Origin of the sequence: Shewanella sp. LC6, assembly GCF_006385735.2 — a bacterium.
Taxonomy (GTDB): domain Bacteria; phylum Pseudomonadota; class Gammaproteobacteria; order Enterobacterales; family Shewanellaceae; genus Shewanella; species Shewanella xiamenensis.
In genome coordinates this window covers 4,034,861-4,061,496 of sequence record NZ_CP043902.1, presented here as the reverse complement: position 1 = coordinate 4,061,496, position 26,636 = coordinate 4,034,861, and the positions used below count along the sequence as shown (strand labels likewise).

Sequence of the window (26,636 nt, the reverse complement as noted above, 5' to 3'; positions counted from 1 at the left end):
TGATTATCACTGTTTAGTAAACTCAATTTTTAATTGAATTGGGGCGTCAAGCTGGCAATTTCATGTAAGATCACAGTCTTAACTCGGCTTTGTTTGTTAATCTGCCGACCCTAACGGTGCTTTTTATGCTGATAAAATCGCAGTGAAACGCTATCACGCCCTAGGTTTACCAGCGTTGTTAGGTTAAAATGCGCGGTTGCAATTACCGTTAAGCGCCGCCTGCTTTGATGGGAAACCCATTAAAACGGCAAAAATAAGCGAAGTTAAAAATCCATGTTTGAAGTTAATCCAGTAAAATTCAAAATTAAGGAGCTTGCCGAGCGTACGCAGCTTCTTAGGGGGTATCTTTGACTACGATGCTAAGCATGAGCGTCTAGAAGAAGTCAGCCGTGAACTTGAAAGTTCTGAGGTGTGGAACGAGCCAGAACGTGCTCAAGCCCTAGGTAAAGAGCGCGCCAGCCTCGAAGCCGTCGTAAAAACTATCGATGATATGGACTCAGGTCTTGAAGACGTTGAAGGTCTACTTGAGCTTGCCATCGAAGAAGAAGACGAAGACACCTTCAATGAAACCACCAAAGAGCTGGATTATTTAGAGAGCCGTTTGGCCGAACTCGAATTCCGCCGTATGTTCTCTGGTCCACAGGACGCCTCAAACTGTTACTTAGACATTCAGTCGGGCAGTGGTGGTACAGAGGCGCAAGATTGGGCCAACATGGTACTGCGTATGTATCTGCGTTGGGGTGAAGCCCACGGATTCAGTCCTGAGCTGATGGAAGTGACCGACGGTGACGTGGCTGGTATTAAGGGCGCGACCATTAAGTTTACCGGTGAATATGCCTTTGGTTGGTTACGTACCGAAACTGGCGTGCACCGCTTAGTGCGTAAATCGCCATTTGACTCATCGGGTCGTCGCCATACGTCTTTCTGCTCGGTATTCGTTTACCCTGAGATTGATGACGATATCACTATCGATATCAACCCTGCTGACTTACGTATCGACGTATACCGCGCCTCGGGTGCTGGTGGTCAGCACGTTAACCGAACCGAATCTGCGGTACGTATTACCCACTTACCGACCAACACGGTAGTGCAGTGCCAGAACGACCGTTCACAGCACAAGAACAAAGATTCGGCGATGAAACAGTTAAAAGCCAAACTGTTCGAATTAGAAATGCATAAGCAAAATGCCGAAAAGCAAGCCGCCGAAGATGCCAAATCTGACATCGGTTGGGGCAGCCAAATTCGTTCTTATGTATTGGATGATTCCCGTATTAAAGACTTACGCACTAGCGTGGAGACGCGCAATACCCAAGCGGTACTCGATGGCGATCTGGACAAGTTTATCGAAGCCAGTTTGAAATCAGGGCTGTAATTAATTCAAAGGTATAGACGAGAAATAAGATGACTGAACAAGTACAAGATGAAAACAAACTGATTGCCGAGCGTCGTGCCAAGCTAGACAGCATTCGCCCGAACTGCAGCGCTAATGCTCACCCTAATACGTTCCGTCGCACCCATAAAGCGGCTGAGTTGCAGGAAAAATACGGTCAAAACACTAAGGAAGAACTCGAAGCCTTAGGTTTTAGAACCAGCATCGCTGGCCGTATCATGGCAAAACGTGGCCCATTCCTGGTGATCCAAGACGTGTCTGGTCGCATCCAAGCTTATGCTGAAAAGGGTGTACAGGCAGATCTGAAGGAGCGTTACCAAGGTCTGGATATCGGTGACATCATCGGCGTAACTGGTCAGTTGCACTTGTCTGGTAAAGGCGATCTGTACGTGAACATGGAAGAGTACCAACTGCTGACTAAAGCACTGCGTCCTTTGCCTGAAAAATTCCACGGCTTAACCGACCAAGAAACCCGTTACCGCCAACGTTATGTGGACTTAATCGTTAACGAAGAATCTCGTCAAGCCTTCGTAATGCGTTCAAAAGTGGTTGCTGCAATCCGTAACTTCATGATCAAAAAAGAGTTCATGGAAGTTGAAACCCCAATGATGCACGTGATCCCAGGCGGTGCTTCAGCCCGTCCATTTATCACTCACCACAATGCGCTGGACATGCCAATGTACCTGCGTATCGCGCCAGAGTTATACCTCAAGCGTTTAGTGGTAGGTGGTTTTGAGCGTGTGTTCGAAATCAACCGTAACTTCCGTAACGAAGGTTTGTCGCCACGCCATAACCCAGAATTCACTATGATGGAATTCTATATGGCCTATGCTGACTACAAAGATCTGATGGACTTAACCGAAGAACTGTTAAGCTCTATCGCGATTGAACTGTTAGGCAGCGCGCAAATGCCATACGGCGAGCACACGGTCGATTTCGGTGGCCCATATGCCCGTTTAAGCATGTTAGAAGCGATTCAGAAGTACAATCCTGACAACGCGACTATCCAAGCCATGACTTACGAGCAAGTGAAAGATCTTGAATTCATGCGTGAACTGGCTATCAGCCTAGGCATCAAGATCGAGAAGTTCTGGACCTGTGGTCAACTATTAGAAGAAATCTTCGGTGAAACTGCTGAATGGCAGTTAATGCAACCGACCTTCATCACTGGCTACCCAGCGGACATTTCGCCACTGGCACGTCGTAACGATGACAATCACTTCATTACCGACCGTTTTGAATTCTTCATCGGTGGCCGTGAAGTGGCTAACGGTTTCAGCGAATTAAACGATGCTGAAGATCAAGATAGCCGCTTTAAGGCGCAGGTTGATGCCAAAGACGCGGGTGACGACGAAGCCATGTTCTACGATGCAGACTATATCACTGCGCTGGAACACGGTTTACCGCCAACAGCGGGTCAAGGTATTGGTATCGACCGTTTAGTGATGTTATTCACTAACACTCACACTATCCGTGACGTGATCCTGTTCCCAGCGATGCGCCCACAGGCTTAATTGCTGTATCGGGTTGCAGATAAAACCTGCGACCCAATGGCATTGGATGAATTTAAAAAACCAGCCTTTTGGCTGGTTTTTTATGGGCGATTCAAGGGGGGAGCAATAGCTATTTTGCCAGTTTACATTCTTGAACGTTTTTCATGCCTTCGGTATCTGAGACTGCTTTTAGTCCTGCACCACCCACAAATACACCCATCTTGATATATTGCTCGAAGAAGTAGTTTTTACCCCCTTCTGTTTTCACTGTTAAATCATTTTCGCTGAATTCAGATTCGGTCGATAACTTTTGCTCACCGGGATCAACTTCTTTGTAAAAATAAACTTTGTTTGCTGACTCACCAATTAGATTGCCGTTAATGTAGATATTTTTCTTCAGTGCTTGTCCAGCAAAGCTATTACGGTAAACATAGATACCGCTTTTATTGTCAGCTGGTTTTTGGAATGTTTTTAATTTGGCATCTTCTTCCTGTGATGCCATCGGCACTGAAGCACAACCAGTCAGAAATAGGCAAATAGCTAACATGGGGGTAAGTAGTTTTTTTAACATCATCAATCCCTAATTTAAAAATAATAACAAGCCTGTGGAGTCGGCTCTCTATATCCATTAATACTGATTAGCTCGGTATTAACTCCTGTTTTCAAGGAAAGGGGGGGCGGGGGATGAACAGAAAAAACATCATCCTGACACAAGCCTACGTGATTTCATATGGCAAATGATTAGTAAAAAGTGCTATTTAATCAGTAAGCTAAACCTACTATCCTTGATGTTGCGCAATATAGCTTAACTTGTATCGGCCCGCTATCTGTTTGTAATTTAAAGTGTGATTTTGTTGCGCCAGTTGTTGGTTTTTGTGATGAGCTTCATTGGCAATATTTCATTTTTCACTATTGAGGTGTTTTAAACTCATTAATGTTATGGCTATAGAGCTTGAGGAAATTAAGAAAGGTAGCTCTATCTTCCATTCGGATCGTTTGCTAAGGCTTTTATCGAAATGGCGGCTTGTCTGCACATCAATGAATAGGTGATTAATAATCTCGATAAGCCAAATGTATTTAGTTTATCATTCTGAATATTAAATCTTTTTTAGCTTTTATGATTGCCGATTTACGATTGTTTGTTAATAGGCACTTTTACTCTGATGTGTTTGTTGGCTCAAAATTAAGATTTTTCTCATAAAGTGAGTGTAAAAAGTGCTGATATTGCTGATAAAAGTCGTGTTCAGTTCTATTCCTTTCGGCATATACCTCTTATACTTAGCCTCAACCCTGTGCCGTAGCACATTCGACTTATTAACGACTCAGTGAATTCTACATGAAGATCCCTTCTCTGCTTGGTAGTTTTATCTTGGTATGCAGCAGTTTAACTGTTGCCGCGACAGCGCATTCAGCCGATTCGGCCTCTGTCACTACAAAAAGCACCGCAACTAAAGCAACTTCTGCTAAAAAAGCCCCTGCTAAGCAGGAGGTGGCAGCTAATAGTGCATTAGTCGTTGATCTTAAAACTAATGAAATTCTCTATTCCAGTAATCCCGATGCCGTAAGGCCCATTGCCTCTGTGACTAAGCTAATGACCGCGATGGTGACCTTAGATGCTAAGTTACCTATGGATGAAAAGCTTACTATCAATATCAATGATACTAAGGAAATGCGCGGCGTATATTCGCGGGTGCGTATTGGCAGTGAAATTAGCCGTAAAGAAATGTTATTGCTGACATTAATGTCATCTGAAAACCGTGCCGCCGCAAGTCTTGCCCACCATTATCCCGGTGGCCATAAAGCTTTTATTAAAGCGATGAATGCTAAGGCGAAAGCCCTAGGGATGAAAAACACTCGCTATGTAGAGCCTACTGGATTGTCAGAGAAGAACGTCTCGAGCGCGCGGGATTTGGTGGTGTTACTAAAGGCTAGCGAAGGCTATCCCATGTTAGGCCAGTTAAGCTCGACCGAAAAGAAAACCGTAACCTTTGGCAAACCAAAGTACAGCCTCGATTTTAGAAATACCAATCGCTTGGTTTATAAAGATAACTGGAATATCCACCTCACTAAAACGGGCTTTACCAATGAAGCAGGGCACTGCTTAGTGATGCGTACCGAAATGGCCAAACGCCAAGTGGCCTTTGTTGTGCTCGATGCCTATGGTAAGTATACCCATATGGCCGATGCTAACCGTTTACGTACTTGGTTAGAAACAGGCAAAGTCACTCCGATCCCCGCGGATGCTAAGCAATATAAGAAGCAGCGCAATCAGCAGCAATTTGCTAAGGTCAGCGAGACCTAAGGCAGGCGTTTCCTGCTTATCCATGTCCCGTCACAGGATAGGTTGACCGTTTTTAGGCCAGAATCGTTCTGGCCTTTTTATTGTCATTTTTCTAGCACTTGTGTTGTAGATGATTGATAGGCTTAACTAAAAGTCAATTAATCACCCCGTAGAGGGTGCGTTGTGTGGCGATACACCGTATTATTGGCAGGTTTTTTCTCTCAAGGATGATATGCGTGTGGCGTTAGTCTTAAAAAAACTCCAGTTGATCTATGTGCCCTTTATACTGCTCTGCCTGCTATTTGTCTCTGGCTACAGCTTGCTCCATTGGTTGTTGATTATCGAGTTCCAACTGCTGAGCATTGACGAATCGATGATCAATTTTTGGCTGCCGCTGATATTGCCTTGGCCCTTGCTGTTTTTCTACTTAAGACCTCGGCTTAAGTTATTCCGCTTTACCAAGAGTAATAGCCGTTTTATCTATTTTGTGATTGCCGTGCTGTTGCTAGCCGTGCCCACTATCGTGGCGCAGGAATACCTTAATAGCGCAACGGGCAAATTGACTCAACTCGAGTCCATCAATGCACTATTGCACCAGCCGCAAACCAAGTATTACCAATTAAATCAGTTTTATATCGATAAAAAACATATCGGCGTACAGCGCAATATTGAGCCGATTGGCAAAGGTAATAGTGAGCTGCGTATGAGCCTGTATATTGCGATGCCGATATTTGCTAAACGTAACGAGAGTTGGTTGGTTGGTGCTAAAGCCTTGGCATGGTATGGCAAAGTTTATGAGAAAACGATCAGTAATAGACTCGAACCGCAGCAGAAAGAAGCGCTATTTCAAGAGTTTATTCATCAGAGCCAGCACGATTTTAATGCCTTTAAGCCTGAAGACTTTGTCTATCTTGACCGTATCGGTCCGTCGACCCGCTACACTCAGCTACTGACCGCTGCCCAAAAAAGCTCAGTGTATTTCGATGGTTATCAAACTGTCTTGATGCCAGTGAATAAGCCCTTCGAGGCGCGTAATGGCCATAAATTAGCGTGGATTATCGCCTGGTTAAGCTTTGGGGCCATTCTGTGGTTGTTGATGATTCTGATGCTAAAACTGGATGAAACGCAGGCGTCTAAGGCGGCGCAGCTAAGCATAGAAAAACCTAAGGCAGAGCTTTATGGCTTTTTGGCAGAATTTAAACCTAGGCAGGGTTTTGTTATCACGCCTATCTTGCTTTATATCAATAGCTTGATATTTGTGTTGATGGCTTTTGCTAGCCAGCACGTTATCGCCTTTCCAAACAGTCTGTTGCTCGATTGGGGCGCAAACCTTCGCCAGTTGGTTTTGGATCAACAAGTTTGGCGGTTGATCAGCAATGTGTTTTTACATGGCGGCTTGATGCATTTGGTTTTTAACTTATACGGACTGTTTTTTGCGGGGATGTTTTTGGAGCCGCTGCTGGGTAAATGGCGTTTACTCGGGGTCTATTTATGTTGTGGTTTAGTGGCGAGCATTGCCAGTATTAGCTGGTATGAGGCGATGATCAGTATCGGTGCCTCGGGTGCCATTATGGGATTATTTGGGGTGTTGATCATGTGGATTTGGTTGGGCTTATTGCCCTTGGCGGACAATATGCCACTTGCTCTGAATCTGACCCTATTTGTTACTGCAAGTCTTGTGATGGGGCTCTTTGGCGGCGTGGATAATGCCGCGCATCTTGGCGGTTTGGGCTGTGGATTATTGCTTGGGAGCCTGCTACGGCCAAATAAGATGCAACCGCAGGCCAATAAAAAGCCGAGGTAAAACCTCGGCTAATGGGTTTTACTATTAAATGTAAGCGGTATTTAGGCGTGCTCAAACATCAGGAAAAGGTACACAATAAACAGCACTATATGGGTCGCACCATGGAGAGCATTGGTTCTACCGCTGCTAAAACTGACTTTGCAGACCATTAAACTGGTGGCTAAAAGCACCATATCCGCCGCAGAAAGGCCTAAGTGTACCTCTTGATTTATCACACTTCCGACAATCAATACTGCGGGCACGGTGAGAGCTATGGTGGCGAGCACTGAACCAAAATAGAGGTTCATCGCCCGCTGCAGTTGATTATTGAGTGCAGCCTTAAAGCCACCTACGGCCTCTGGAGATAAGATCAAACAGGCGACAATAAAGCCGCCCAGTGCTGGCGGCGCCCCGAGAGAGGCCACGCTGTAATTAATGGGCATAGCAAGGGTTTTGGCGAGCAGAATCACCACCAGCAAATAACCAATCAACAGCATAGTGTGGTAGATATTACTGCGCAGTATGCCGTGATGCTCTTCGTGGTCCTCGTGGTCGGCATCGACAAAGAAGTGGCTATGGCTCTTAGTTTGGATCACCAAAAAGATGCCATAGAGCAAAATCGAGATGATGATGAGCATCCAAGACATGGGCTTGGACATGCTGCCAATGGTGCCGCCCTCGGTAAAGTTAGGTAGCACTAAACAGAGCAGGGCGAGGGGAATAATCGCCACTAAATAGGATTTCACCCCATCTAAATTAAAGTGCTGAGTGTGATAGCGCCAGCCACCAAGTAGCAGAGTGATACCAACTAAGCCATTGGTAATAATCATGACTACGGCAAACATGGTATCCCTTGCCATCACTGGATTTGGCTCGCCCGTTAACATCACCGAAGAAATCATCACCACTTCGAGCGAAATTACCGACAGGGTTAAAATCAAGGTACCGTAAGGGTCGCCGAGCTTGATGGCAAGCGCATCCGAGTGACGCACCACGGAGAAAATCGCCCAAGTTACCACTCCGAGTAGGGCGAGTGAAACGGGAATATAGGTTGAGAGAGCCGTGCCATCGGCGAGCAAACTTTCACCGCCAGTCTTGAAGAATACTAACGTGAGTATTCCGAGTAGCAGGGCAAATTCGTCTTTGATAAATGTCTTCATAGGCAGTTGATCCAAAGCGGAAAAAGGCCGTTAGTATAGACATTGGTTATGGCACACTTTGCATGAATATTCTTTTAGATTTGGGGTTAGGCATAAAATTTTGAGCGAGATCGCTTTTTTATTCAAAACCCCAGTTATCGATTAATACCTTTTGCTTAGCCGATTTTGCGAGTCACAAACTAGGCAAACTGCATGCAAGCTAACGTAATTTCTTAGCCATGGTGCTCGGTATTGATCAACTTGCCGAGCTGATCGTAATGATTCCAATCACCCGCTTGGCGATCGGCTATATAGCTGCCTTCACTGCGTTTTTCGCCATTGGGCCAAAACTGTTGCCATAAGCCTTCCCTGCGATCCTTCAGATAAGTGCCTTGTTCGGCGAGTTTGCCATTGACGTGATAATAGCTAGCTTCACCTTCTTTTTGACCCTTTAGCCAAGTTTCACTCAGTTTAGGGTTACCATTTTGATGGTATTCCCTGCGCTCGCCGTCGAGTTCGCCTTTTGTGTATTGGGCTTCGAGTTTGAGCTGGCCATTGCTGTAATACTCTTTGCTGCTGCCATGCTGCTGATTATCTAAAAATTCGCTGCTGGCGGCTAAAATGCCATCCTCATACCAGCTTTCCCATAATCCTGTTTGCAGGCCTTTATCCATAGTGCCGCTAAGTTTAAGCTGGCCATTATTGGGATAATATTCGGCATAGGTGCCCGTTTTATCATTGTTATCATAGGTTTCTAAGCGATAAACCACTTGTTTAAAGCTGTAGTACTCGCTAGTGCCGTGGCGTTTATTATCTTTCCAGTAGGTTTTTTGGCTGATATTGCCCTCGGGGATCGCGCCGTAGGTTGGATCTTTGGCTTCATAGCGGTAATCAATCCACAGGCCAGTTTTTTGATTATCCTCGTATTGGCCGGTGACGCGGCGGCGACCTTGGTAATATTCGGCGTAATCGCCATTGAGTTTGCCGTTAACAAAGGTTTGTTCTTTTTGCTTAAGGCCAGAAGCATATTGGACCCAAAGGCCTTCTTTTAAGCCTGCTTTATATTCGCCTTCTTCATTAAGGTCGCCATTGTAGTACCAACGGCTAAAGTGGCCGTCGAGGGGATAACTATTGCTGTTATCCGCTTTGCTGCGGGCATAGTGAGCAAGTTCTTTCGGTTTGCCATTATCATAAAAAGACTCGTATTTACCGACCCAAGCGCCCTCGATACGCTCGCCGCGCTCATTGACTGTGCCATCTTGGTAAAAGGATTCGGAGCGGCCGGTGAGTTTGCCATCCACATAAACATCTAAGCTGCGGAGCTGGCCATTGGTGTGGTAACGGCGAAATTCTCCGTCACGTTGACCTAGCTTCCATACCTCTGCGGTTTGCAGTTTGCCGCCGTTATAGCGCTCAAATAATCCATCCTTTAAGCCCATGTTGTAGCTGCTTTTTTCGATAAGATTACCGTCCGCATCATATCGCTCAGAAGGGCCGTGCAACGGATATTGACCATTATCAGCCAGTTGCGAGTCCTGGTAGGTGCGCAGTTCTTTAAGTTGGCCATTAGGGTGAAAGTACTTTTGCACGCCTGCGAGCATATCCTGCTTGTAGTTCAAATCGCTGGTGAGCACACCCTCAAGGTTAAAGTATTGCTGGCGCCCCTCTAGCACATCGTTGAGGTATTGCTCTTCGACTTGGAGTTTGCCAAGTTCATTAAATTGCTGGCACTTACCGTGGCGAAGCCCCGCTTGATAGTGGCACAGGCTCGCCAGTTCACCACTGGGGTAGAAGGTGCGTTCTTCACCCTCAAGTTTATCAAGATTAAATTGGCTGGCACTGGCTTTGATGCCATCGTCGAAAAAGGTTTCCCATAATCCTTGGCGACGACCATCAGCATCAAAACGGCCGCTTACGACCACTTGGCCTTCGGAGTTTTGTTCAAGATAGGGGCCGGTGAGTTGGTTATTGGCGTAGGTTTGGCTTTGGGAGAGGGTGCCGTTTTCATAAAAGCTTTCCCATTTACCATGGCGCAGGTTATCAAGATAACTTTCTTGTGCCTGCAATTTACCGCTGGGGAAGAAGCGCTTAACTTGGGATTTTTGGCCATTTTGGTAGACAGTGCTTTGGTTAACATGGCCGTTAGGGCTAAATTCTTTCCATTCGCCAACGGGGACGCCCTTAGCAAATTGTTGTTCTTCGGTTATCGTGCCATCTAAGTCGAACAGCCGCCAAGTACCATCTTGGTAGCCCTGTTGGTAATTACCTTCAACGATTCTGCTGTTATTAGTATGAAATACTTGCCATTTCCCATTAGGTATTCCCTGAGAAAATTGCCCTAAGGTATAGCCTTGGTTATCGCGAACGATGGCGATATCGCCATTTAAGGGCATGCCCGTGGCGAGATTGTAATAGCTGGGGATCCCGTCTTGCTGGCGAATGTCGACCATCATGGAAGATAGATTTTGCGCTGCCAGAGCATGGACACTGACTAGGCTGGCTGCGGCAGTCGCGAGGCTGATAAAGCGAAATGGCGTATAGAACATGCTGATTCCTTGCTCTGGGTCTTAAGGCAGCGCCTTTGCGGCCTATATAATTACTCTGTTGAATTTATGTCTTTGGCGCAGGACATAATGCAGTGCCCTGCGCCAAGGTTTACGTTAATTGATTAAGCTAAAACGTTGAGAAAACAGGGTCAGGAGTCACTACCGGCGGCGGTGTTTCCTGATTCAAAAACTGCCCATGATTGTAGCGATTAATCACCTCTATCCAGCCATGCTCCTCAAACTCGTATTGCTTACCATCAAGCCTGCCCTGATCGTCATAATTGGCGATTTGAAGCACATAATCTTCAGATGAGCGCAGTTCCCAATGGCCGACTTGTTTACCTTGATCGAAGCGACCATACCAATAACGTCTTTCAGGGTTGGGTATTGGGCGGAAACCGTACTCACCATCGGTAAATATCCAATCGCCATCCTGTTGACCATTGCGGTATACGCCTTTTTCATACAGTTGACCATTGTTGGCATAACGTTGCACTAAGCCGTCGGGGTTTCCATGGTTAAAATTTATTAATTCAAGCAGTTGCCCTGAACTTGTCTCATTACGAAACTCGCCATGGAGTTCACCATTGTCATCATAGCTAAAGGTGAGGCTGGCATCTTCTTGCTGCTTCTTCCATTTGCCCGAGGGCTTGTCATTGGTATATTGACCCTGTTCAGCCACCCAACGCTTACCCGTTTCATGGTCGAATTTCACCATTTCATAGGGGCCTTCACGCTTGCCTGCGTTAAAATGCTCGCGGGTGATAACGTCTGTGCCACTTCGGCTCTTGACGGATTCGACATACAAGCCTGTTAATTTTTTATCGAGTTCCTCGCGACGATTCACTAATTCGCCTTGCTCGTAGTCTTCGCTAAGTGACCAATTTTTGAGTAGGTCGTTTTCTGTGCTCTCAATCAGTTGGCCTTTACTAAAGCGCTGCTGTTTACGATAAACCCAGCGATTACCTTGGTATTTGCTATCGGTGGTTTTTTTAATTTGCCCTTGTTCATCGTATTCAATGGCTTGGAGGGCATCACCTTTATCGTTAGTCAGTTCCTTTAATTGGATTTGGCCATTTTCATAGTAAGTCAGTTGCTCACCAACCTTATAATCAGCTTGATATTGGTAATGGCGTTTGACGTTGCCATTGTCAAAATACTCAAAATAGTCACCGTGTCTTTTGTCTTTAACATACTCTTGGGTCGAGATGACTTGCCCATTTAGGCCCCAAGTGGTCTCAGTTCCTTGCAATAGACCATCAACGCGATGCTCTTCACGGTTAAGTTTGCCAAGATTAAAATATTGACTCACGCAGGTTGGGTCATTGCAGATCTTGGCGGTGACTTCACCTTCGGGGCCAAAATGTTCGCTGATGCCGACTTCTTGGCCATCTTTAAAGGTGGTTTTGTAGCGGATATTGCCACCATTCCAATAACCCGTTTCTAGACCTTGTTTCACACCATTTTCATAGTGCGATTCAACATACAGTTGGCCAGTGGCAATGTATTTTTTAAGCAAGCCATGAAGTTGGCCTTGCTCGTTACGAAAGCCTTGCTCGTACGGCTTGCCATCCTCAAAGTAACATTGATATGCACCGCGAAATTGTTCGCTGGTGAGTTTGTTACCGATCTTGTTATCGGCGAGGGCACTGGCGCAAAAAAGCATATCTTTGTTTTTGTAATAAACCTCAGCCTTATAATGGCCGTCGATCACTTCGGTCGATTGTTTTAGATAGTACTGAGCCTGTTTTTCATCTTTGACAACCTTCCAATGGGCATCGAGTAACACCTTTTGTGCACTGGCATGGGTACTGATAAGTACGAGTGCTCCTAGGAGCAGTTTTACAGTAAATGGACGCATAACCGCTCCTTAAGGCAAAGGTTTAAAGGTGAATTCATAGGGGATATCGCTGGGTTCTTTGGCGATCGTCATATAACTCACCTTGGCGGCTGGGCCTGCAATACTCAAATAGCGCCCATCGACTAGCACCTCGTTAATCGGCAGCTCAGTATTTTCGGGGAGTCGAATGCTTAACAGATTGCCTTGGGCATCTTCGACCTTAAAGTAATTGTTAAGATTGCTACTCGGCTCATTGCCATATCCCGTTTGCGCCAGCCAAGATTGTAAATCGATTAACCAAGGGCGGTCTGTCGCGGCCAGTTCTAAAGGCTGCCAATGGATATCACCTTGGCAACGGATCTTACCCTTGATCTGTTTATCGTAGAAAAACTGCCGCACATGATCCGGAGTCATCAACATATAGGCACTGCCGCTTAGGGCATTGGGAACAAACTGCCAAGTGACGGGATTTTTACCCTCATTAAAACCTTGTTCTATTTCAGGTTTACAGGCGGTCGCCAAAGCCGCTGACATGGGAATAGATAGATTATGGCCATTGTCAGACACCAGTTTTATCCCTTGGATCGTATTGACCTCATTTTTAGCGCTATCTAGCGTCGGATTGGTGAAGCTACCTAGGCTGGCGTTACCAAACTCGGTGGGAGGATTCGCCAGATTTTTGTCGTACTCGGTAAATTGTACAAAGCGAATCGTCTTGGTTTGAGTCAACTCCGGCTGGGGTTGTTTCTCGATTAACACCACGGTTTTTGGGGTCTCATCGAGCTTGAGTAAGAGTGCGTTGCTGGTGAGGTGATGGCTCTCATCGGCTCCAATTAATTGTTCTAGCAGCTCCTTTTCCGTCGCCGTTAACCAGGAGGGATAATTACCTTCGCGACGGGCATCTGCGATCATGCCTTTAAACTGTTGGAAAGGCAGGTTAATACTCTGATCCTCACTCTGTTTTGATATGACTTTAAACAGTTTCGCCTCGGCATCGAGCACCTGGATTGTTAGGCTGGCATCGCCAAAGGTGTAAGGTGTTGCCAGCAATTCATCCCACGACTTTTCGACGATCTTATTCGTCTGTGGGATAAGCGTTAGCTTGGCATTAATATGGTCTATCTGCTTGAGTTTATTCGCAGTGTTATCCCACCCCGTCGCAATAATATCGGTTGCAGATTCAATCGAGGGATTATAATTCCTCGCCCAACCTCTACCGTGCTGCCAGAAGTGAATGTCAATCGCTTTGCCGTTAGCATCAAAGGCGCTTAAGTCCTCATAACGTACATCGGCTTCCACATATTGCGGGCTCATATTGTGGACAAAGCGCAATTGCAGATCTTCAGGGGTATCAGTACCCCAAGGGCCAACATTATCTAAAATACCTTGTTGATCAGGTAATAAGGATTTTATAAATGCCTCATTATTGGGGCGATACTCCTGCGGTACCTCGCTAATGCGGTATAGCTCCTTTTGCCGATCATCCCTATCGCGCTCAGCATCAAATCTATCATCGGCATGCCAAAGCGTGCTCATGATATACGGCCTATCCTTAGGCGCCATCACGGTACGGTGGGTGAAAGTACTGCCTTGGCGCTCTTCCCGTTGAAAAAACGCCATGCTCTCTAACCAACCGGTTTTACGGTTAACTTCGAACTTGCCATAGGCCTTATACTTGCCTTTTTCACCTTGTAACACGGCGATTAATTTATCTTCACTGACCTGCTCAACCGTCCAAGTTAAGCGCCCATCCATCGGGGCGCTTGTGCTATAACCGACGCGAGGCTCAAGCGCCACAGGCAAGGTTGGGGCTTGTTTAAACAAGTTATTAAGATTTTGCCAGCGCTCAAATAACTCCTTGATATCTTTTTGATCCATCTTGGCAATGGGTGTCAGTTGGCGGACTTCACCATTGTTAAATTCCACATTAAAGCCATCTTTAACCAACTGAGCGAGTTCATTGGATTTGGCTTTTGGGTCGATATTACTCACCGGGATCGGCATGCCATAATCGCTAATTTGCAGCAGGTTAGGTTGGATAAAAAAGCGGGCATTATGGGTTAGTGGCGTGGTTAAGCTGGCCGCCTTACCTTCTGTATCTTGTAACTGGTAATCCAGCAGCAATCGTGCCTGCAACACTTTACGAGTTTCGAAACCATCGTTGAGGTGTGAAGTAGAAATAATCTGATACTCGCGCGAAGCGGGTATACTTGCTGACTTATCAGAAACCTGATTATCGCAAGCCGTTAACCCAAGCGTGAGCGTGACAGTGGTACAAAGTACCCTGCATATCCCTATAGCCATTTGAACTCCATTGGTAACTTATGTTATTGAAATGTAATGATATTAATATGTTGTTTGGCGACATTATACACAAAAATGCCCCTAGGGAATAAAAAGCTCACGCCAATTTGGGCGCATGGTCAACCATAAATTGGCTATTGATGAGTGGAGAATTATTAAATGGGCGGCATAAAGCTAATTGCCCTGATAAGCTCTCATCCTTTACTCTTGGTAAGGCCGCTAGATAACTCACAAGCTAGGGAATATAAACCAGTGGTTAGCTTGTTTAATGGAGAAAGAACGATGAGCCCAGATCATAAGCCAGAACTAACCACACCACCTTTCCCTGTCATTCCTCAGGAAGCCTTTGACTGGTATGACGAATATGCCCACGGCATTATCGACCGCCGTGAGTTTATGGCTCGCCTTGCGGGCCTTGTGGCACTGGGTTTTACCATGACCACGCTGACGGGCGCACTAATGCCTAATTACGCCTTAGCCGAGCAAGTCTCCTTTAACGATCCCAGCATTCAAGCCAGTTATGTAAAGTTTCCATCTCCCGATGGTTATGGTGAAGGCCGCGGTTATTTAGTCTTGCCAAACGCGTTGCTGATCCCAGGCCAAAAGGCGGGCGATCCTAAGACCTTAGATCTCAGTAAAAAAGCCCCTGTGGTATTGGTGGTGCACGAAAATCGTGGCTTAAATCCCTATATCGAAGATGTGGCTCGCCGCTTAGCGGCCAAGGGGTATATCGCCTTTGCCCCAGATGCGCTTTACAGCCTTGGTGGATATCCTGGTAATGATGATGCGGGCCGCGCCATGCAAGCTAGCCTTGATAGAGCCAAAATCGAGCAGGACTTTATCGCCGCCGCGCGCTTTTTAAGGTCGCACCCGCAGAGTAATGGCAAACTCGGTGCCGTCGGTTTCTGCTTTGGTGGCTATATCGTCAATATGCTCGCCGCCACCATTCCCGATGAGCTAGCGGCGGGTGTGCCTTTTTATGGCACACCCGCAGCAACTGAGCTGCGCAGCCGCGTGAAAGGCCCACTGATGTTGCAATTTGCCGCTTTAGATCAACGGATTAACGATACATGGGCCGAGTATGAAGCCCAGCTAAAGGCTAATAAAGCCGATTACGTCGCTTATCTTTACCCGAATGTGAATCATGGTTTTCATAATGACTCCACCGCCCGTTATGATGAGCCAACGGCTGAGCTCGCATGGACAAGAACCTTAGATTTTTTTGGTAAACATTTACTCGTATAAGTCCATTTGGCGCTATTGCAACGCTTGATGGGCTGATGTTTCTTGTGTTACCAACTTGTAGGTGATTCATTGTTTTATACGCGAGTGGGATCAAAATACTTGCTATCGGTTCCCATCTCGCTAGAATGCCCGCTCGAATACCTTTAAGTAGAGGCGCGCTGCCTATGACTACTTGTGCGGAGGGTGATGCCGCAGATGTACAAGGAAAGGAGTCAGCGCCGAAGTAGCCAGGTCATCAAACCGAGCTGCTGGTTTTGCATCAAATAGGTGCAAGACTGCCATAGTCATCCACTATGGAGCGCTACCTGAAGGGGCTGAGGAGTAATACCTCCCTATAGGTTTTGTTTCTTTATCCTCTCGGTAGATCTCCACCCGTTTTTTGGTGAAAAGAGATCATGGACATTAGTCATTTTGCTGACTCAGGTTGGTCAGTGCTTCCCCCTTTATTAGCCGTCGCCTTGGCGATCATCACTCGTCGCGTACTGTTATCCCTTGGCGTAGGGATTGTGGCCGGCAGTTTGTTACTCAATCAGTTTTCTCCCCTTGATTCATTGCACTATATGTTCAATACCGTGCTGAAGATTTTTTGGGTCGATGGCGCACTTAATCGCGACAATATCAATATGTTGCTGTTTATGTTGCTGCTTGGTGGACTCATTAGTCTGATGACGGTTTCTGGCGCCACCCGCGCCTTTGCCGAGTGGGCAGCTAAGCGCGCTAAGACCCGTCGCGGCGCGAAAGGCTTAACTGGGGTGATGGTGTTTGCGTTTTTTATTGACGACTTTTTTCATAGTTTGTCGGTTGGCGCTATTTGCCGTCCGGTGACCGATCGCTTTCAAATCTCCCGCGCCAAACTGGCTTATCTTTTAGATTCTACCGCTGCGCCCGTGTGCGTATTGATGCCCATCTCCTCTTGGGGCGCTTATATTATCGCGCTTATCGGTGGCATTATGGCCGCCCACGGCATTAGTGAGCAAAGCCCAATCTCAGCCTTTGTTGAGATGATCCCGATGAATCTCTATGCCGTGTTTACCCTGTTGATGGTGCTGGTGGTGATTATCTTTCAAATGGATATCGGCCCAATGCGTAAACATGAAGCATGGGCGCTGGAAGGGAAGCTTTGGGATCCGACTAAGCCTCGTCCAATCGGCTTAGATATGGAAAGCCCTGAAGAAAGTAACGGTGGCATGATCGATATGGTATTGCCGATCCTAACCCTCACCGGCGCGACCGTGTATTTTATGATTTCCTCTGGTGCGGCAGTATTGGATGAAAAAGAGCTGCCATTTAGCGTACTTGGCTCCTTTGAAAACACCAATGTGGGCTCCTCGCTAGTGTATGGCGCGCTGTGCAGCTTAGCGGTGTCAATTCTGCTTGCGCTGCGGTTAAAATTGGGTGCTAAAAACTGGCTTAAAGCCGCCCCGCAAGGCGTGATGGCCATGCTACCCGCCATTAATATTTTGCTGTTTGCCTGGGCGATTGGTGCGGTTGTTCGCGATGTTGAGACTGGCAAATATCTGGCCTCCCTCGCCAACGGTAACTTGCCAATTGAAGTGTTGCCTGCGGTGGTGTTTGTGTTGTCCTGCGCCATGGCATTTGCTACCGGAACCAGTTGGGGCACCTTTGGTATTATGTTGCCACTGGCTGGCGACATGGCCGCTGCCAGCGATATCGCGTTAATGCTGCCAATGCTTGCCGCAGTGCTCGCGGGTTCAGTGTTTGGCGATCATAGCTCGCCGATTTCCAGCACCAGTATTTTGTCGGCCACGGGGGCAGGTTGCCACCATATTGACCATGTGATGACCCAGCTACCCTATGCGTTAGCCATCGCCTTTGGCGCCACCTTAGGCTATTTGGCCATGGGGATTATGCATTCAACCTTAGCTGGATTCGCCGTAAGCGCCCTGTGGTTTGTGCTCTTCACTGCTTATCATCTGCGTAAAACGAAAAATCAGCCTTTGTTAGCTACGGCATAAGGCACTTTTACACGCTATCAACTAGGGGCCTATGGGCCCCTTGGTTTTTTGTGGGCTTGAGTAAGCCTGCATCCGTTCAAATAAACTTAAGTCATCACTTAACTATCTAATTTGTAATGTGAAAGTGGTAGACAGATGTTCAGCACAACGTTATCTTAGGTTTTTAACAAGGATGAAACTTAATCGTGACCTCGATTCAGTTCACTTGCATCAGGAAGATGTGTCTTTATTTCGCAAGAACACCTCCTGAACCGTCATTCCGCACCTAATTTTCGATTTAAAAAACTTGACGGCGATCGGTCATTCTGATCTATTACTCTCTTTTGCAGGTAATTCATCATGGCCGCTCCCGCTATCTCTATCCGTAACCTCGACCACCTTGGTTTGGTCGCTGCACTTTGCCAAGAACTCGGCATTGCTCGCATGATTGATGCGGTGCTACCCAAAACGCCGCCCTACAAAGTCTCACATGGTGAAGCGTTGGTGGCGATGATACTGAACGGTCTTGGCTTTCATAGTTCGACCTTGCACATGTTCCCGCAATTCTTTGCCAACAAGCCTGTAGAACGCCTGATTGGCCCGGGGATCTGTGCCGATGACCTCAATGATGATGTGCTCGGCCGCTGCCTTGATGCCCTCTTTGAGGCCGATGTCAGCACGCTTTATCAGGTGATGGCGGAGCAGGTCGTTGAACGATTGGGGCTCAAAAGTACTGCAGTACACCTCGATATCACCAGCTTCCACGTCGATGGCGCCTATGACCAAGCCGATGGCGAGCAGCTCGGTAAGTTGCAATTGGTACGGGGCTATAGCCGCGACCATCGGCCAGAGCTAAACCAGGTTATCCTGGAGCTTATCTGTGAAAATCAGGCCGGCCTGCCCATCTACATGCAAGCCTTGAGTGGTAATATTAATGATACCAAGGCCTTTGCCCAGACGGTACGGCGCCACTTGAGCAGTCTCAAGGCCGCGCAGGAGAGTCGTTATCTGGTCGGCGATGCGGCGCTGTATTGCGCCGACACCTTGCAACTACTGGCACAACAGCAACAGTTGTTCGTGACTCGTGTGCCTGTCACCCTCAATGAAGCCAAGCGAGCCGTGGCAACCATTGGCACCCAGTCGCTGGTTGCGCTGGGCAATGGCTATCATGGCTGTTGGCAAAGCGCCAATTATGCCGACGTCGCGCAGCGTTGGTTGCTGGTGCGCAGCGAACAGGCCAGCCACCGTGAGCAGCAAACATTAGCCAAAAACCTACTGAAAGACAGCACGCGTGAACTGAAAGCCTTCAACAAATTATGTGCCCAGCGTTTTGCCTGCGAGACCGATGCGCAGGCTGAATTAGCCCGTTTTGCTGTCAGCTTAAATCTGCTGCAACTAGAAGCAGAAGTCGTGAGTGAACCTATCTATGCAGGGCGCGGAAGGCCCCAAAAGGGTGAAATGCCGGTGAACTACCAATTTCACATCAAGGGGTTAGCCGCAAGTAGCTTGGCGCGGGTGGCTGAGGCGCGCAACCAGACAGGGGTGTTCATCCTCGCGACCAATGATCACAGTGAAACGCTCACCATGGCTGAGCTGTTGGCTACCTATAAAGCCCAGCAGAATGTCGAGCGTGGTTTTAGGTTTCTGAAAAGTCCCGAATTTTTAACCTCCTCGTTATATCTTAAAAAACCGGAACGTATCGAAGCGTTGCTGATGGTGATGACCTGTAGCCTGATGATTTATGCGGCGCTGGAGCACCGGATCCGGCAGGGCTTAGTAGAGCAGAACCGGAGTGTGGCGGACATGAAAAAGAAACCCACGCAAAAACCGACTGCGCGGTGGATTTTTTTACGCTTTGGCGGGGTGCACGAGTACCAGTTGGGAGAGGCGCCACCTCAAGTCACAGGACTCACAGTGGACCAGCAGATCATTCTCGACGTGTTAGGCGAACGGTATCGGCAAATTTATTCCTAAATCAGGTGCGGAAAGTCGGCCTGAACAATATGCGATAAGACTCTAGGTGCTAGGTGCTAGGTGCTAGGTGCTAGGTGCTAGGTGCTAGGTTCTAGATTCTAGATTCTAGATTCTATAAAAGCATTACAGCAGTGCAATCCCTTGGCTAATGGGTGTTGGCCAAGTGCGGTAGCCATGGAAAGATTTTTGTCGGTTCACAAAGTAGTGAACTGGTTATTTAGCGGCCTTTCGGCCGAGGTGAATCAAGGTCGTGGGTCTTCAACCCACACCCGACCAAGAGGGGATCAACAGCAATTCCCTCTTGGATCTCCCTTGCCGCCCCTAACGGAGTTGAAAGCCCCTTGGGCATTAAGCGTTCTTATGCTATCGCGTCAGACGCTCGTCCCTGATTCGACTGACGCTATCTCGGCATCCATGCCTCGCTCACGCAACGAACGCAAATGCCCTGCGGCAACTCCGAGGGGGTGGTGTATTCCTTCGGCTCAGGTGTTATAGGTCGATTGTTAAGGCATAAAAGTGCCTGTCCAATTTTTTTAACCTCAGTGTCAGTTATAAACAATGAAAGTTATACCTATCCGAATATTTTAAATAATTTAATAAAATCAAATAAATGGATGTTATGATATGAAATATGCACTTGTACCCCTTTTGTGTTTATGTCTTTCAGCATGTGGTGGCGGTGGTGGAGATTCTTCAGCAGAAACACCTACCCCACCTCCTGTCACCAAAGATCCCTTGTCTAAATTTATCAATATTAAAGACCAATATGCAGGTATTGAGTCTGCAGCTCCATTGAATACAGAAACATTAGGCCAAGTGTACAAGTACATCTTTACACTCATTCCTGAATTACTACCGGACTATAACGATCAAAGTGGCGAACTGGGTTCGACTTGCTCTGGTGGTGGAACGATTAAAATTTCGAATGGAAGCTCAGATAAAGAAAAAAATATTGCTTTCACTAATTGCGTTGAAGATGGTATGACAACTAACGGTAAAGCTACTGTGAGAGCAAACCGATTTTCCACCGATGGAATACTTATTGATAGTACCGTGATTTTTGAGGATGTTGATGTAAAAGGTACTTTAGGTCACAGTTTACTTGCTGGTACTGCACAATATGTAGAGCAGGACTTAACTTGTGCAAAAACTGAAGCAACATATAATTTAATGTTTTCAGATGTAAATAATAAAAAACAAATCTTATTTTCAAATTTTAAATTTATTAGAACTGGTAATGAGATGGTGTTATGTGGAAATGATGGTTTTAGGATACAAGGTCGCGTATTCGATTCATCTTTAGGGTTCTGGGATGTCCAAACGAATGAATTATTTAAACTTAACACTATGGTACATGCCTATGAAGAAAGTGGTGAGTTTGTTGTTAGGGGAAGTAACAGTAGTCAAGCTACATTTTCAGTTGAATTCTATAAGGAGTTAAGAGGAAACATAATCTCTAATTACACCTATTATAAAATTATGCTACATAGTGGCATGGTAAATAAAGAATATGCTTTTTTAAAGGAATACTATAAACCCTCCATATTGACCTCATTTGAGGATGCGGATAACGATGGAATAACTAATGGTTGGGAGTTGGCTTTTGGTTTAAATCCAACATCGGCTTTGGATGCGACTCAAGATTTAGATGGTGATGGCTTTACAAATTTGCAAGAGTTCTTATCTTTTGGTCATCCTAACGATAAAAAAATACTTCCTAAAATTGCTGATCTCGGAGTTACTTTATCCCATGAAACCCAAGGCTATTCTAAAAAGATTATCGTAAAAGCTGAAGTCGAAAGTGATGTAAAATCAACTGACAGCGGAACAGTGTTGACGACCTACTCAACATCTCTTCCTGTTTATTTTGATAGCGATAGTTATGCTCATTCCAATTTTTGTACTTTAACAGATAATCGGCTCGAACTGACCTGTAAATGGGATAATATATCACCAGGATATAAAGCTGTTCAAGAGATCTATTTAAATGCTGACACAGCAAATGGAGCAGAGATTAAAAGTGTTATCACTGCAAAAATACAGCATCTTGGACATGATGAGGATTTGTCGAATAACCAAGCAACAATTGATGTTGCAAGACATGCTGCTGATGTATCTTATCGATTGTGGATTGATAACCGTCAAGAGTATATGATGGAATTAGTTGGTACTTCACAAAAGCTAGCGTTTACAATTCATCAGCAAGAATCTAAATTTGGTGGCTTTGATCCTGTGACCGGCAATAAAATTAGACTGGACATACCGGAAAATATCACATTATTAAGTGCCGAATGTGTTAATAGCCATGAAAAGTATAGTTGTTTGGTTGGAAACGAAATTGTTTTTAAAGACTATCAATGGGCTTATAGTTTTACACTTGATATTAGGGGAGATAGTCAAGGGGAAGGGAAGTTAGTATTCAATTCACTCAGCTCTATAACTGGTGATAAAGTGTTATCTTCAATACCATTTCCAATAGTGGTTGGTCAATCTACAGAAGCATTACAAAAACAGATTGATATGGCGGCCGATGGTGAAAAAGTTAATGTTCCGGCAGGAATTTATATTGGTGATTTAGATTTATCTAAAAAACAAACGCTATTAGAGGCGGAATCTAAAGGTGCTAAGCTTTATAGCAGCGAAACTTCATTTTGGCAACCAAGTTTAATTATTGATAAAAATAGTAGTGTAAATGGTTTTACCTTAGCTAATCACTATATAAAGGTAGAGGGTAGTGGAGGTGCTATTACACGTAATTTATTTGATGGTACACCAAACAACCTCATGTCAGTATCCATTTTAAATAGCGGAGAGATGCTTTTTGAACAAAATATATTGATAGGTAAGGCTCTCGATAATGGTTACGTATCTAGTAATTTGGATGATGATTACCATTGCCCTAGGATTGAAAGCGGTAATTATGCTGTTGCACAAAATACTAAGACTAGACTAGTGAATAATATATATTTTGGCAATCTTTTGGATGCGCCTGATTTATATTTCGGATGTCAGTTTCTTAATGCAAGTATGTCCTCTGAATTAGAAATCTACAATAATACTTTTCTTGGGCTAGAATCTGTAGTGAAGCTTATTTATTATGGGCTTGATGAGCCATATTATAAAATGTCAATCGATAACAATATCGTTTCAAAATCTAGATATTTAATTGATAATGCTTCGTATGCTAGTACTTTGTATAAGTTTGCTTCTGGAAGCAGCATTAACTTAAGTAATAATATAGTTAATGATGTTAGGGGGGTGTATATAGATATGCAGGACCAACAAGTTGAAGTGAATACTTTTTTTGCCGATCCTTTACTTGATAATAATGGATATCCTTTTAGTAACTCACCGGTAATTGATGCTGGTGTGCCGTTAAACGTAGATGTCGATTTATATGGTGTAGCAAGACCAATTGACGGTGATAACAATGGAACAAAAGTCATTGATATTGGTGCAATAGAGTTTAGATTAAACTGATTATGCTACATTCTTTAATTGTTAAAGCTCTAATTGCTAAACAGTGGATGCAAGTTTGCTAAATAACCAGAAATGACTCATGGAATGTAAAGCACAGGAATGGCAGGTTAGTATTACTATGACCTGCCCATTTTTCTCAACGTCACTGGTGCAACAATGCCAGTTCTGGTGTATCCCGTAGTATTTATGTTTTCTGATGAAAAGAGCTGTTCAGAATAGAAATGGATTTTGGAATGAAATCAGTTTTACAAATTACCTTAGGGATCTTGTTAGCGGGTTTGGTCACTTTGTTAGTGCGAATTGGCTATTTGAGTTATATCGAATACCGCCTGACGCAAGGGCTTAATGAGTTTGCTATGCAACAAAAGCAAACTGAACTTGCTCGCCAACAAGCCGCAAAAGAACGCAAGATTATTGAATATCAACAGCAACAAATTGCAATTCAGCGGGCTGCGGAACAGCAACGTATCGCTCAGCAAAATGAAGCGGCACGCATACGTAAAGCCGAAGCATGGCGCAAATACTATATCGTCCCCGAAGACTGCAAAAACTATAAGTCAGATGAGCATATGGTTAACTGTCTAAACCATAAAGCCGATGCCAAAGCAGAATTTGATAGAGTTTATGATTCTACAAATATTCAATAGATTTTAGTTTTTACTTAATATTTAATAGTTATCTTGATTGGTTTTTAATCATTTTAAGTTTTAATTTTAAAAAAATGGAGTTTTTATGAGAATTGATGAAATAACATTTCACAACTTTAAATCAAGAGATAGATTTGCTAGTGTTAATTTTTCTGATGATAATGTTACTATTATTTTCGGTGATAATGGTTGTGGGAAAACAACATTTTTAAAAGCTATTAGCGCATTTCTTTCTCAAGATGAAAGTTCATTAAAGGCATTAGGTGTTAATCGTATTGAATGTAAAATATCTGATGGTGGTAATGTAAGAGATGTTATAGTCTCAATGGATGATGGGGTCTTTAACTGGGAAGAATTTGAAAATAGTTTTTTACAAAATTCCAGATCTCTTTCTTTAGGTGTTGAACGAGGTGTAAGCACTCAGGCTGTGAATATTGATCCTGAGCTATTCTATGATTTTTTTATGAATTTCAATAAAAATAATGATTTTTTTAACGAAGCTCGTTCAGTTGGCTTTCAGAGAAAGAAAATTTTTGAATTATCTGAGGAGTTATCATTCTTTATTAGAAGGCGAAATGCTGTTAAATATAGAAATAGAAGGCCTGAAATTGACTTTGGAAAGCATCATTTATATTTACAGAATATTAAGATTGAAAATATTGAAGAGCTTTTGTTGCAACGTTATAGGATAGCTAGGTTCACAGCTACACGAAAAATTCAAAGCGCACTATTTGATACCTTGTCAGTTGCTATCGATATAGAAAATAGTAACCCTTCAACAAAAGTTTCAAATAGTGAAGTGTTAGGGCAAAGGATATTGGAAAATAAAGATAGAATTATAGAGGCTCTTGATGATGGTGAGGATAATAACTTTAAAAATAGAATTGTTAATATTTTAAATAAAATTAACCAGAAGGGTGAGCTAGATAAAATACTAGGACATTCATTACTAAGTCAACTTTTTGAAAATATGATTGATGAATTGGAAGTTGAAAAGCTTGTTTTAAGTTCTATTAACTTATTGGTTGACAAATTTAATGGATATTTAATAGATGGTAAAAAACTATTTGTTAATGGTAGGGAGGTTTATGTTGAAATTGATGGTGAGCACCATACTGTAAACGAGCTTTCAAGTGGGGAAAGACATATATTAACTTTTTTAGCTTTGGTTCTTTTTGAGGGGCAGGATCGTAATTTTTTAATTATTGATGAGCCTGAAATATCATTGAATATAAAGTGGCAGCGAGAGTTGATGTCTATTTTTTCAGCTCTGTTACCTACGACTCAAATTATTGTTGCTTCTCATTCTCCGGCATTAGCTAAGAGAAATCCGAATTTCCTTTCTGAACTGAAGGTTTGGAGATCGTAAATGTCAGGAAATTTTTATGAAATAGATGAAATCTTCAATGAAGCTGTAATGACAGGTGTTCCAGCAATAATTGTTGAAGGGATGGATGATATTCTTATTTATAATCAGTTATCGGCAAGGGTTCCATTCGAAGTAGAAATTTATGCTGTTGAAAATATTGAAGGGTATTCGGAAGGGTGTGAGCAGGTTATTACAGCTATAAGAGAGCTTAACAATATTAAAAATAGCAAGTATAAGCTGGATGAACACATTTTAGGTATTATCGATAAGGATGTTAGGGATTATAGAAATGAATTGCCTGCTTTGGAACCGATATTGGTACTTGAATACTACTCTATTGAAAGTTATTTTGTTTCTAAAGATGTGTTGCATAATATTCTTTGTTTATGTACTAAGGCTGGTAAGAGTTTAATTAATGAAGATCTTTGTGTTAAGATCTTTAAGGATGTGGAAAAAAATCTACTAAGTTTATATTACTTTTCACTCGAAGCATTAAGAGCTTCTTTGGATTCTGAATATAAGTCAATATTCTTTTATTCTTACCCAACAGGTAGACTAAATGATGTTAAAATTCAACATGCTATTTTAAGTAAGATTGATGAACTAGATAGATTTGCTGCTCATCTTGACTTGTCTCCAAACTTAATGACTTTAAAAAGTATTTCAAAGGGTAAGTGGTTGGTTGAATCTTTTTCAGTCGAAATTTTAAAAAGTATTAACTCTCTTAATGGAATGTGCTCTGGCGGTGAAATTATTACTTGTCAGTTCTGTTCGACAGGAGCATTTCATAAATGCCTTTATAAAATAAGAGATGGTATAAATAATAAGTCGATAAAAAATCTCGCTTTTTCTTTTATTGGTGGGGCCGATTTTGATCATATTGTTGATAGGATTTATAAAATTAAAAATCACATTCTTATGTCAGCATGAATAAATCGCTAGGAATTAGTTTTTACTAAGCTGTTTTCTTATTTATTAGTTATTTAGTTTTGGTTTTTAGGTGAAGCCATTAATTTTATTTGGTTATTGATAAAAGTTTGATTAGACACCCATTGCTAAATCCGCAGAATAAAATGGATATCCATTGTTAGTGCGCGATCGTAAATTTCTGGTTATTCTTAGGTTAAGCATTAAATAAGGTGCTTTAATGCTTAGTCCTTAAGGAACTCAGATAAGCCTTGGATGATTAA

At 44.1% G+C, this 26,636-nt stretch carries 16 protein-coding genes and 1 riboswitch; of the genes, 11 read left to right on the top strand and 5 right to left on the bottom strand.

Translation table 11 applies throughout. The features are described from left to right. The first annotated feature begins 273 nt into the window (after positions 1 to 273). Both prfB and lysS read left to right on the top strand, forming a co-directional pair. Positions 274 to 1,372, top strand: a protein-coding gene (gene prfB, locus FJD32_RS18245; protein WP_164925631.1) for a peptide chain release factor 2 whose coding sequence is annotated in 2 segments (ribosomal slippage) — positions 274 to 348 and positions 350 to 1,372 — 1,098 coding nt in all. Because the reading frame shifts where the segments join, the coding sequence is not laid out codon by codon here. Between the two features lie 29 nt (positions 1,373 to 1,401). Then, complete coding sequence (lysS, locus tag FJD32_RS18240; protein ID WP_047538282.1) at positions 1,402 to 2,904, top strand: lysine--tRNA ligase; 1,503 nt, start codon at positions 1,402 to 1,404, stop codon at positions 2,902 to 2,904. 109 nt (positions 2,905 to 3,013) lie between these two features. On the opposite strand, the gene FJD32_RS18235 is transcribed toward lysS, so the two are convergent. After that, positions 3,014 to 3,454, bottom strand: coding sequence for a DUF2846 domain-containing protein (locus tag FJD32_RS18235; protein WP_037428736.1), 441 nt, complete (start codon positions 3,452 to 3,454; stop codon positions 3,014 to 3,016). A gap of 765 nt (positions 3,455 to 4,219) precedes the next feature. Between FJD32_RS18235 and pbpG the strand changes: the two genes are divergently transcribed. Both pbpG and FJD32_RS18225 read left to right on the top strand, forming a co-directional pair. Next, complete coding sequence (gene pbpG / locus FJD32_RS18230; RefSeq protein WP_037414829.1) at positions 4,220 to 5,185, top strand: D-alanyl-D-alanine endopeptidase; 966 nt, start codon at positions 4,220 to 4,222, stop codon at positions 5,183 to 5,185. A gap of 211 nt (positions 5,186 to 5,396) precedes the next feature. Further along, positions 5,397 to 6,968 carry a rhomboid family intramembrane serine protease gene (locus FJD32_RS18225; protein ID WP_088586054.1) on the top strand — a complete coding sequence of 524 codons (1,572 nt, stop codon included), beginning with the start codon at positions 5,397 to 5,399 and terminating at the stop codon, positions 6,966 to 6,968. A gap of 41 nt (positions 6,969 to 7,009) precedes the next feature. On the opposite strand, the gene FJD32_RS18220 is transcribed toward FJD32_RS18225, so the two are convergent. The 4 genes from FJD32_RS18220 to FJD32_RS18205 all read right to left on the bottom strand — a co-directional run bounded on the left by FJD32_RS18220 (position 7,010) and on the right by FJD32_RS18205 (position 14,776). Further along, on the bottom strand, positions 7,010 to 8,107 hold the full coding sequence (locus FJD32_RS18220; RefSeq protein WP_055648638.1) for a calcium:proton antiporter: 1,098 nt from the start codon (positions 8,105 to 8,107) through the stop codon (positions 7,010 to 7,012). A 212-nt stretch (positions 8,108 to 8,319) separates the two neighbouring features. Next, positions 8,320 to 10,632 (bottom strand): toxin-antitoxin system YwqK family antitoxin, encoded by a 2,313-nt coding sequence (locus tag FJD32_RS18215; RefSeq protein WP_088586053.1) that lies wholly within the window; start codon positions 10,630 to 10,632, stop codon positions 8,320 to 8,322. A 127-nt stretch (positions 10,633 to 10,759) separates the two neighbouring features. Continuing rightward, positions 10,760 to 12,493: a hypothetical protein gene (locus FJD32_RS18210; RefSeq protein WP_088586052.1), complete on the bottom strand. Its 1,734-nt coding sequence runs from the start codon at positions 12,491 to 12,493 to the stop codon at positions 10,760 to 10,762. A 9-nt stretch (positions 12,494 to 12,502) separates the two neighbouring features. Then, the gene (locus FJD32_RS18205; protein WP_088586051.1) at positions 12,503 to 14,776 is read right to left on the bottom strand and encodes a hypothetical protein; all 2,274 of its coding nucleotides are present in this window, start codon (positions 14,774 to 14,776) and stop codon (positions 12,503 to 12,505) included. Between the two features lie 282 nt (positions 14,777 to 15,058). Between FJD32_RS18205 and FJD32_RS18200 the strand changes: the two genes are divergently transcribed. The 7 genes from FJD32_RS18200 (at position 15,059) to FJD32_RS18170 (ending at position 26,376) form a co-directional block, all read left to right on the top strand. Then, positions 15,059 to 16,021 carry a dienelactone hydrolase family protein gene (locus FJD32_RS18200; RefSeq protein ID WP_037428724.1) on the top strand — a complete coding sequence of 321 codons (963 nt, stop codon included), beginning with the start codon at positions 15,059 to 15,061 and terminating at the stop codon, positions 16,019 to 16,021. 140 nt (positions 16,022 to 16,161) lie between these two features. After that, positions 16,162 to 16,333, top strand: a riboswitch (Lysine riboswitch). Positions 16,334 to 16,416: 83 nt separating this feature from the next. Further along, positions 16,417 to 17,997 (top strand): Na+/H+ antiporter NhaC family protein, encoded by a 1,581-nt coding sequence (locus tag FJD32_RS18195; RefSeq protein WP_037428721.1) that lies wholly within the window; start codon positions 16,417 to 16,419, stop codon positions 17,995 to 17,997. Between the two features lie 339 nt (positions 17,998 to 18,336). Then, positions 18,337 to 19,950 carry an IS1634-like element ISShes12 family transposase gene (locus FJD32_RS18190; RefSeq protein ID WP_011715680.1) on the top strand — a complete coding sequence of 538 codons (1,614 nt, stop codon included), beginning with the start codon at positions 18,337 to 18,339 and terminating at the stop codon, positions 19,948 to 19,950. Between the two features lie 624 nt (positions 19,951 to 20,574). Continuing rightward, positions 20,575 to 23,430, top strand: a complete 2,856-nt coding sequence (locus FJD32_RS18185) for a choice-of-anchor Q domain-containing protein (RefSeq protein WP_088586050.1) — start codon at positions 20,575 to 20,577, stop codon at positions 23,428 to 23,430. A gap of 233 nt (positions 23,431 to 23,663) precedes the next feature. Continuing rightward, positions 23,664 to 24,077 carry a hypothetical protein gene (locus tag FJD32_RS18180; protein WP_037428445.1) on the top strand — a complete coding sequence of 138 codons (414 nt, stop codon included), beginning with the start codon at positions 23,664 to 23,666 and terminating at the stop codon, positions 24,075 to 24,077. 85 nt (positions 24,078 to 24,162) lie between these two features. After that, positions 24,163 to 25,446, top strand: coding sequence for an AAA family ATPase (locus FJD32_RS18175; protein ID WP_088586049.1), 1,284 nt, complete (start codon positions 24,163 to 24,165; stop codon positions 25,444 to 25,446). Beyond that, entirely contained in the window at positions 25,447 to 26,376 is a 930-nt protein-coding gene (locus FJD32_RS18170; protein WP_037428440.1) for a DUF4435 domain-containing protein, read from the top strand. The last annotated feature ends 260 nt before the right edge of the window (positions 26,377 to 26,636 follow it).

Bases quoted from the DNA above. Each gene is read 5' to 3' on its own strand.
- FJD32_RS18170 (WP_037428440.1), top strand. From the start codon at position 25,447: ATGTCAGGAAATTTTTATGAAATAGATGAAATCTTCAATGAAGCTGTA.
- FJD32_RS18205 (WP_088586051.1), bottom strand. From the start codon at position 14,776: ATGGCTATAGGGATATGCAGGGTACTTTGTACCACTGTCACGCTCACG.
- FJD32_RS18185 (WP_088586050.1), top strand. From the start codon at position 20,575: ATGAAATATGCACTTGTACCCCTTTTGTGTTTATGTCTTTCAGCATGT.
- pbpG (WP_037414829.1), top strand. From the start codon at position 4,220: ATGAAGATCCCTTCTCTGCTTGGTAGTTTTATCTTGGTATGCAGCAGT.
- FJD32_RS18200 (WP_037428724.1), top strand. From the start codon at position 15,059: ATGAGCCCAGATCATAAGCCAGAACTAACCACACCACCTTTCCCTGTC.
- FJD32_RS18180 (WP_037428445.1), top strand. From the start codon at position 23,664: ATGAAATCAGTTTTACAAATTACCTTAGGGATCTTGTTAGCGGGTTTG.
- FJD32_RS18225 (WP_088586054.1), top strand. From the start codon at position 5,397: ATGCGTGTGGCGTTAGTCTTAAAAAAACTCCAGTTGATCTATGTGCCC.
- FJD32_RS18210 (WP_088586052.1), bottom strand. From the start codon at position 12,493: ATGCGTCCATTTACTGTAAAACTGCTCCTAGGAGCACTCGTACTTATC.
- FJD32_RS18175 (WP_088586049.1), top strand. From the start codon at position 24,163: ATGAGAATTGATGAAATAACATTTCACAACTTTAAATCAAGAGATAGA.
- FJD32_RS18190 (WP_011715680.1), top strand. From the start codon at position 18,337: ATGGCCGCTCCCGCTATCTCTATCCGTAACCTCGACCACCTTGGTTTG.
- FJD32_RS18215 (WP_088586053.1), bottom strand. From the start codon at position 10,632: ATGTTCTATACGCCATTTCGCTTTATCAGCCTCGCGACTGCCGCAGCC.
- lysS (WP_047538282.1), top strand. From the start codon at position 1,402: ATGACTGAACAAGTACAAGATGAAAACAAACTGATTGCCGAGCGTCGT.
- FJD32_RS18220 (WP_055648638.1), bottom strand. From the start codon at position 8,107: ATGAAGACATTTATCAAAGACGAATTTGCCCTGCTACTCGGAATACTC.
- FJD32_RS18235 (WP_037428736.1), bottom strand. From the start codon at position 3,454: ATGTTAAAAAAACTACTTACCCCCATGTTAGCTATTTGCCTATTTCTG.
- FJD32_RS18195 (WP_037428721.1), top strand. From the start codon at position 16,417: ATGGACATTAGTCATTTTGCTGACTCAGGTTGGTCAGTGCTTCCCCCT.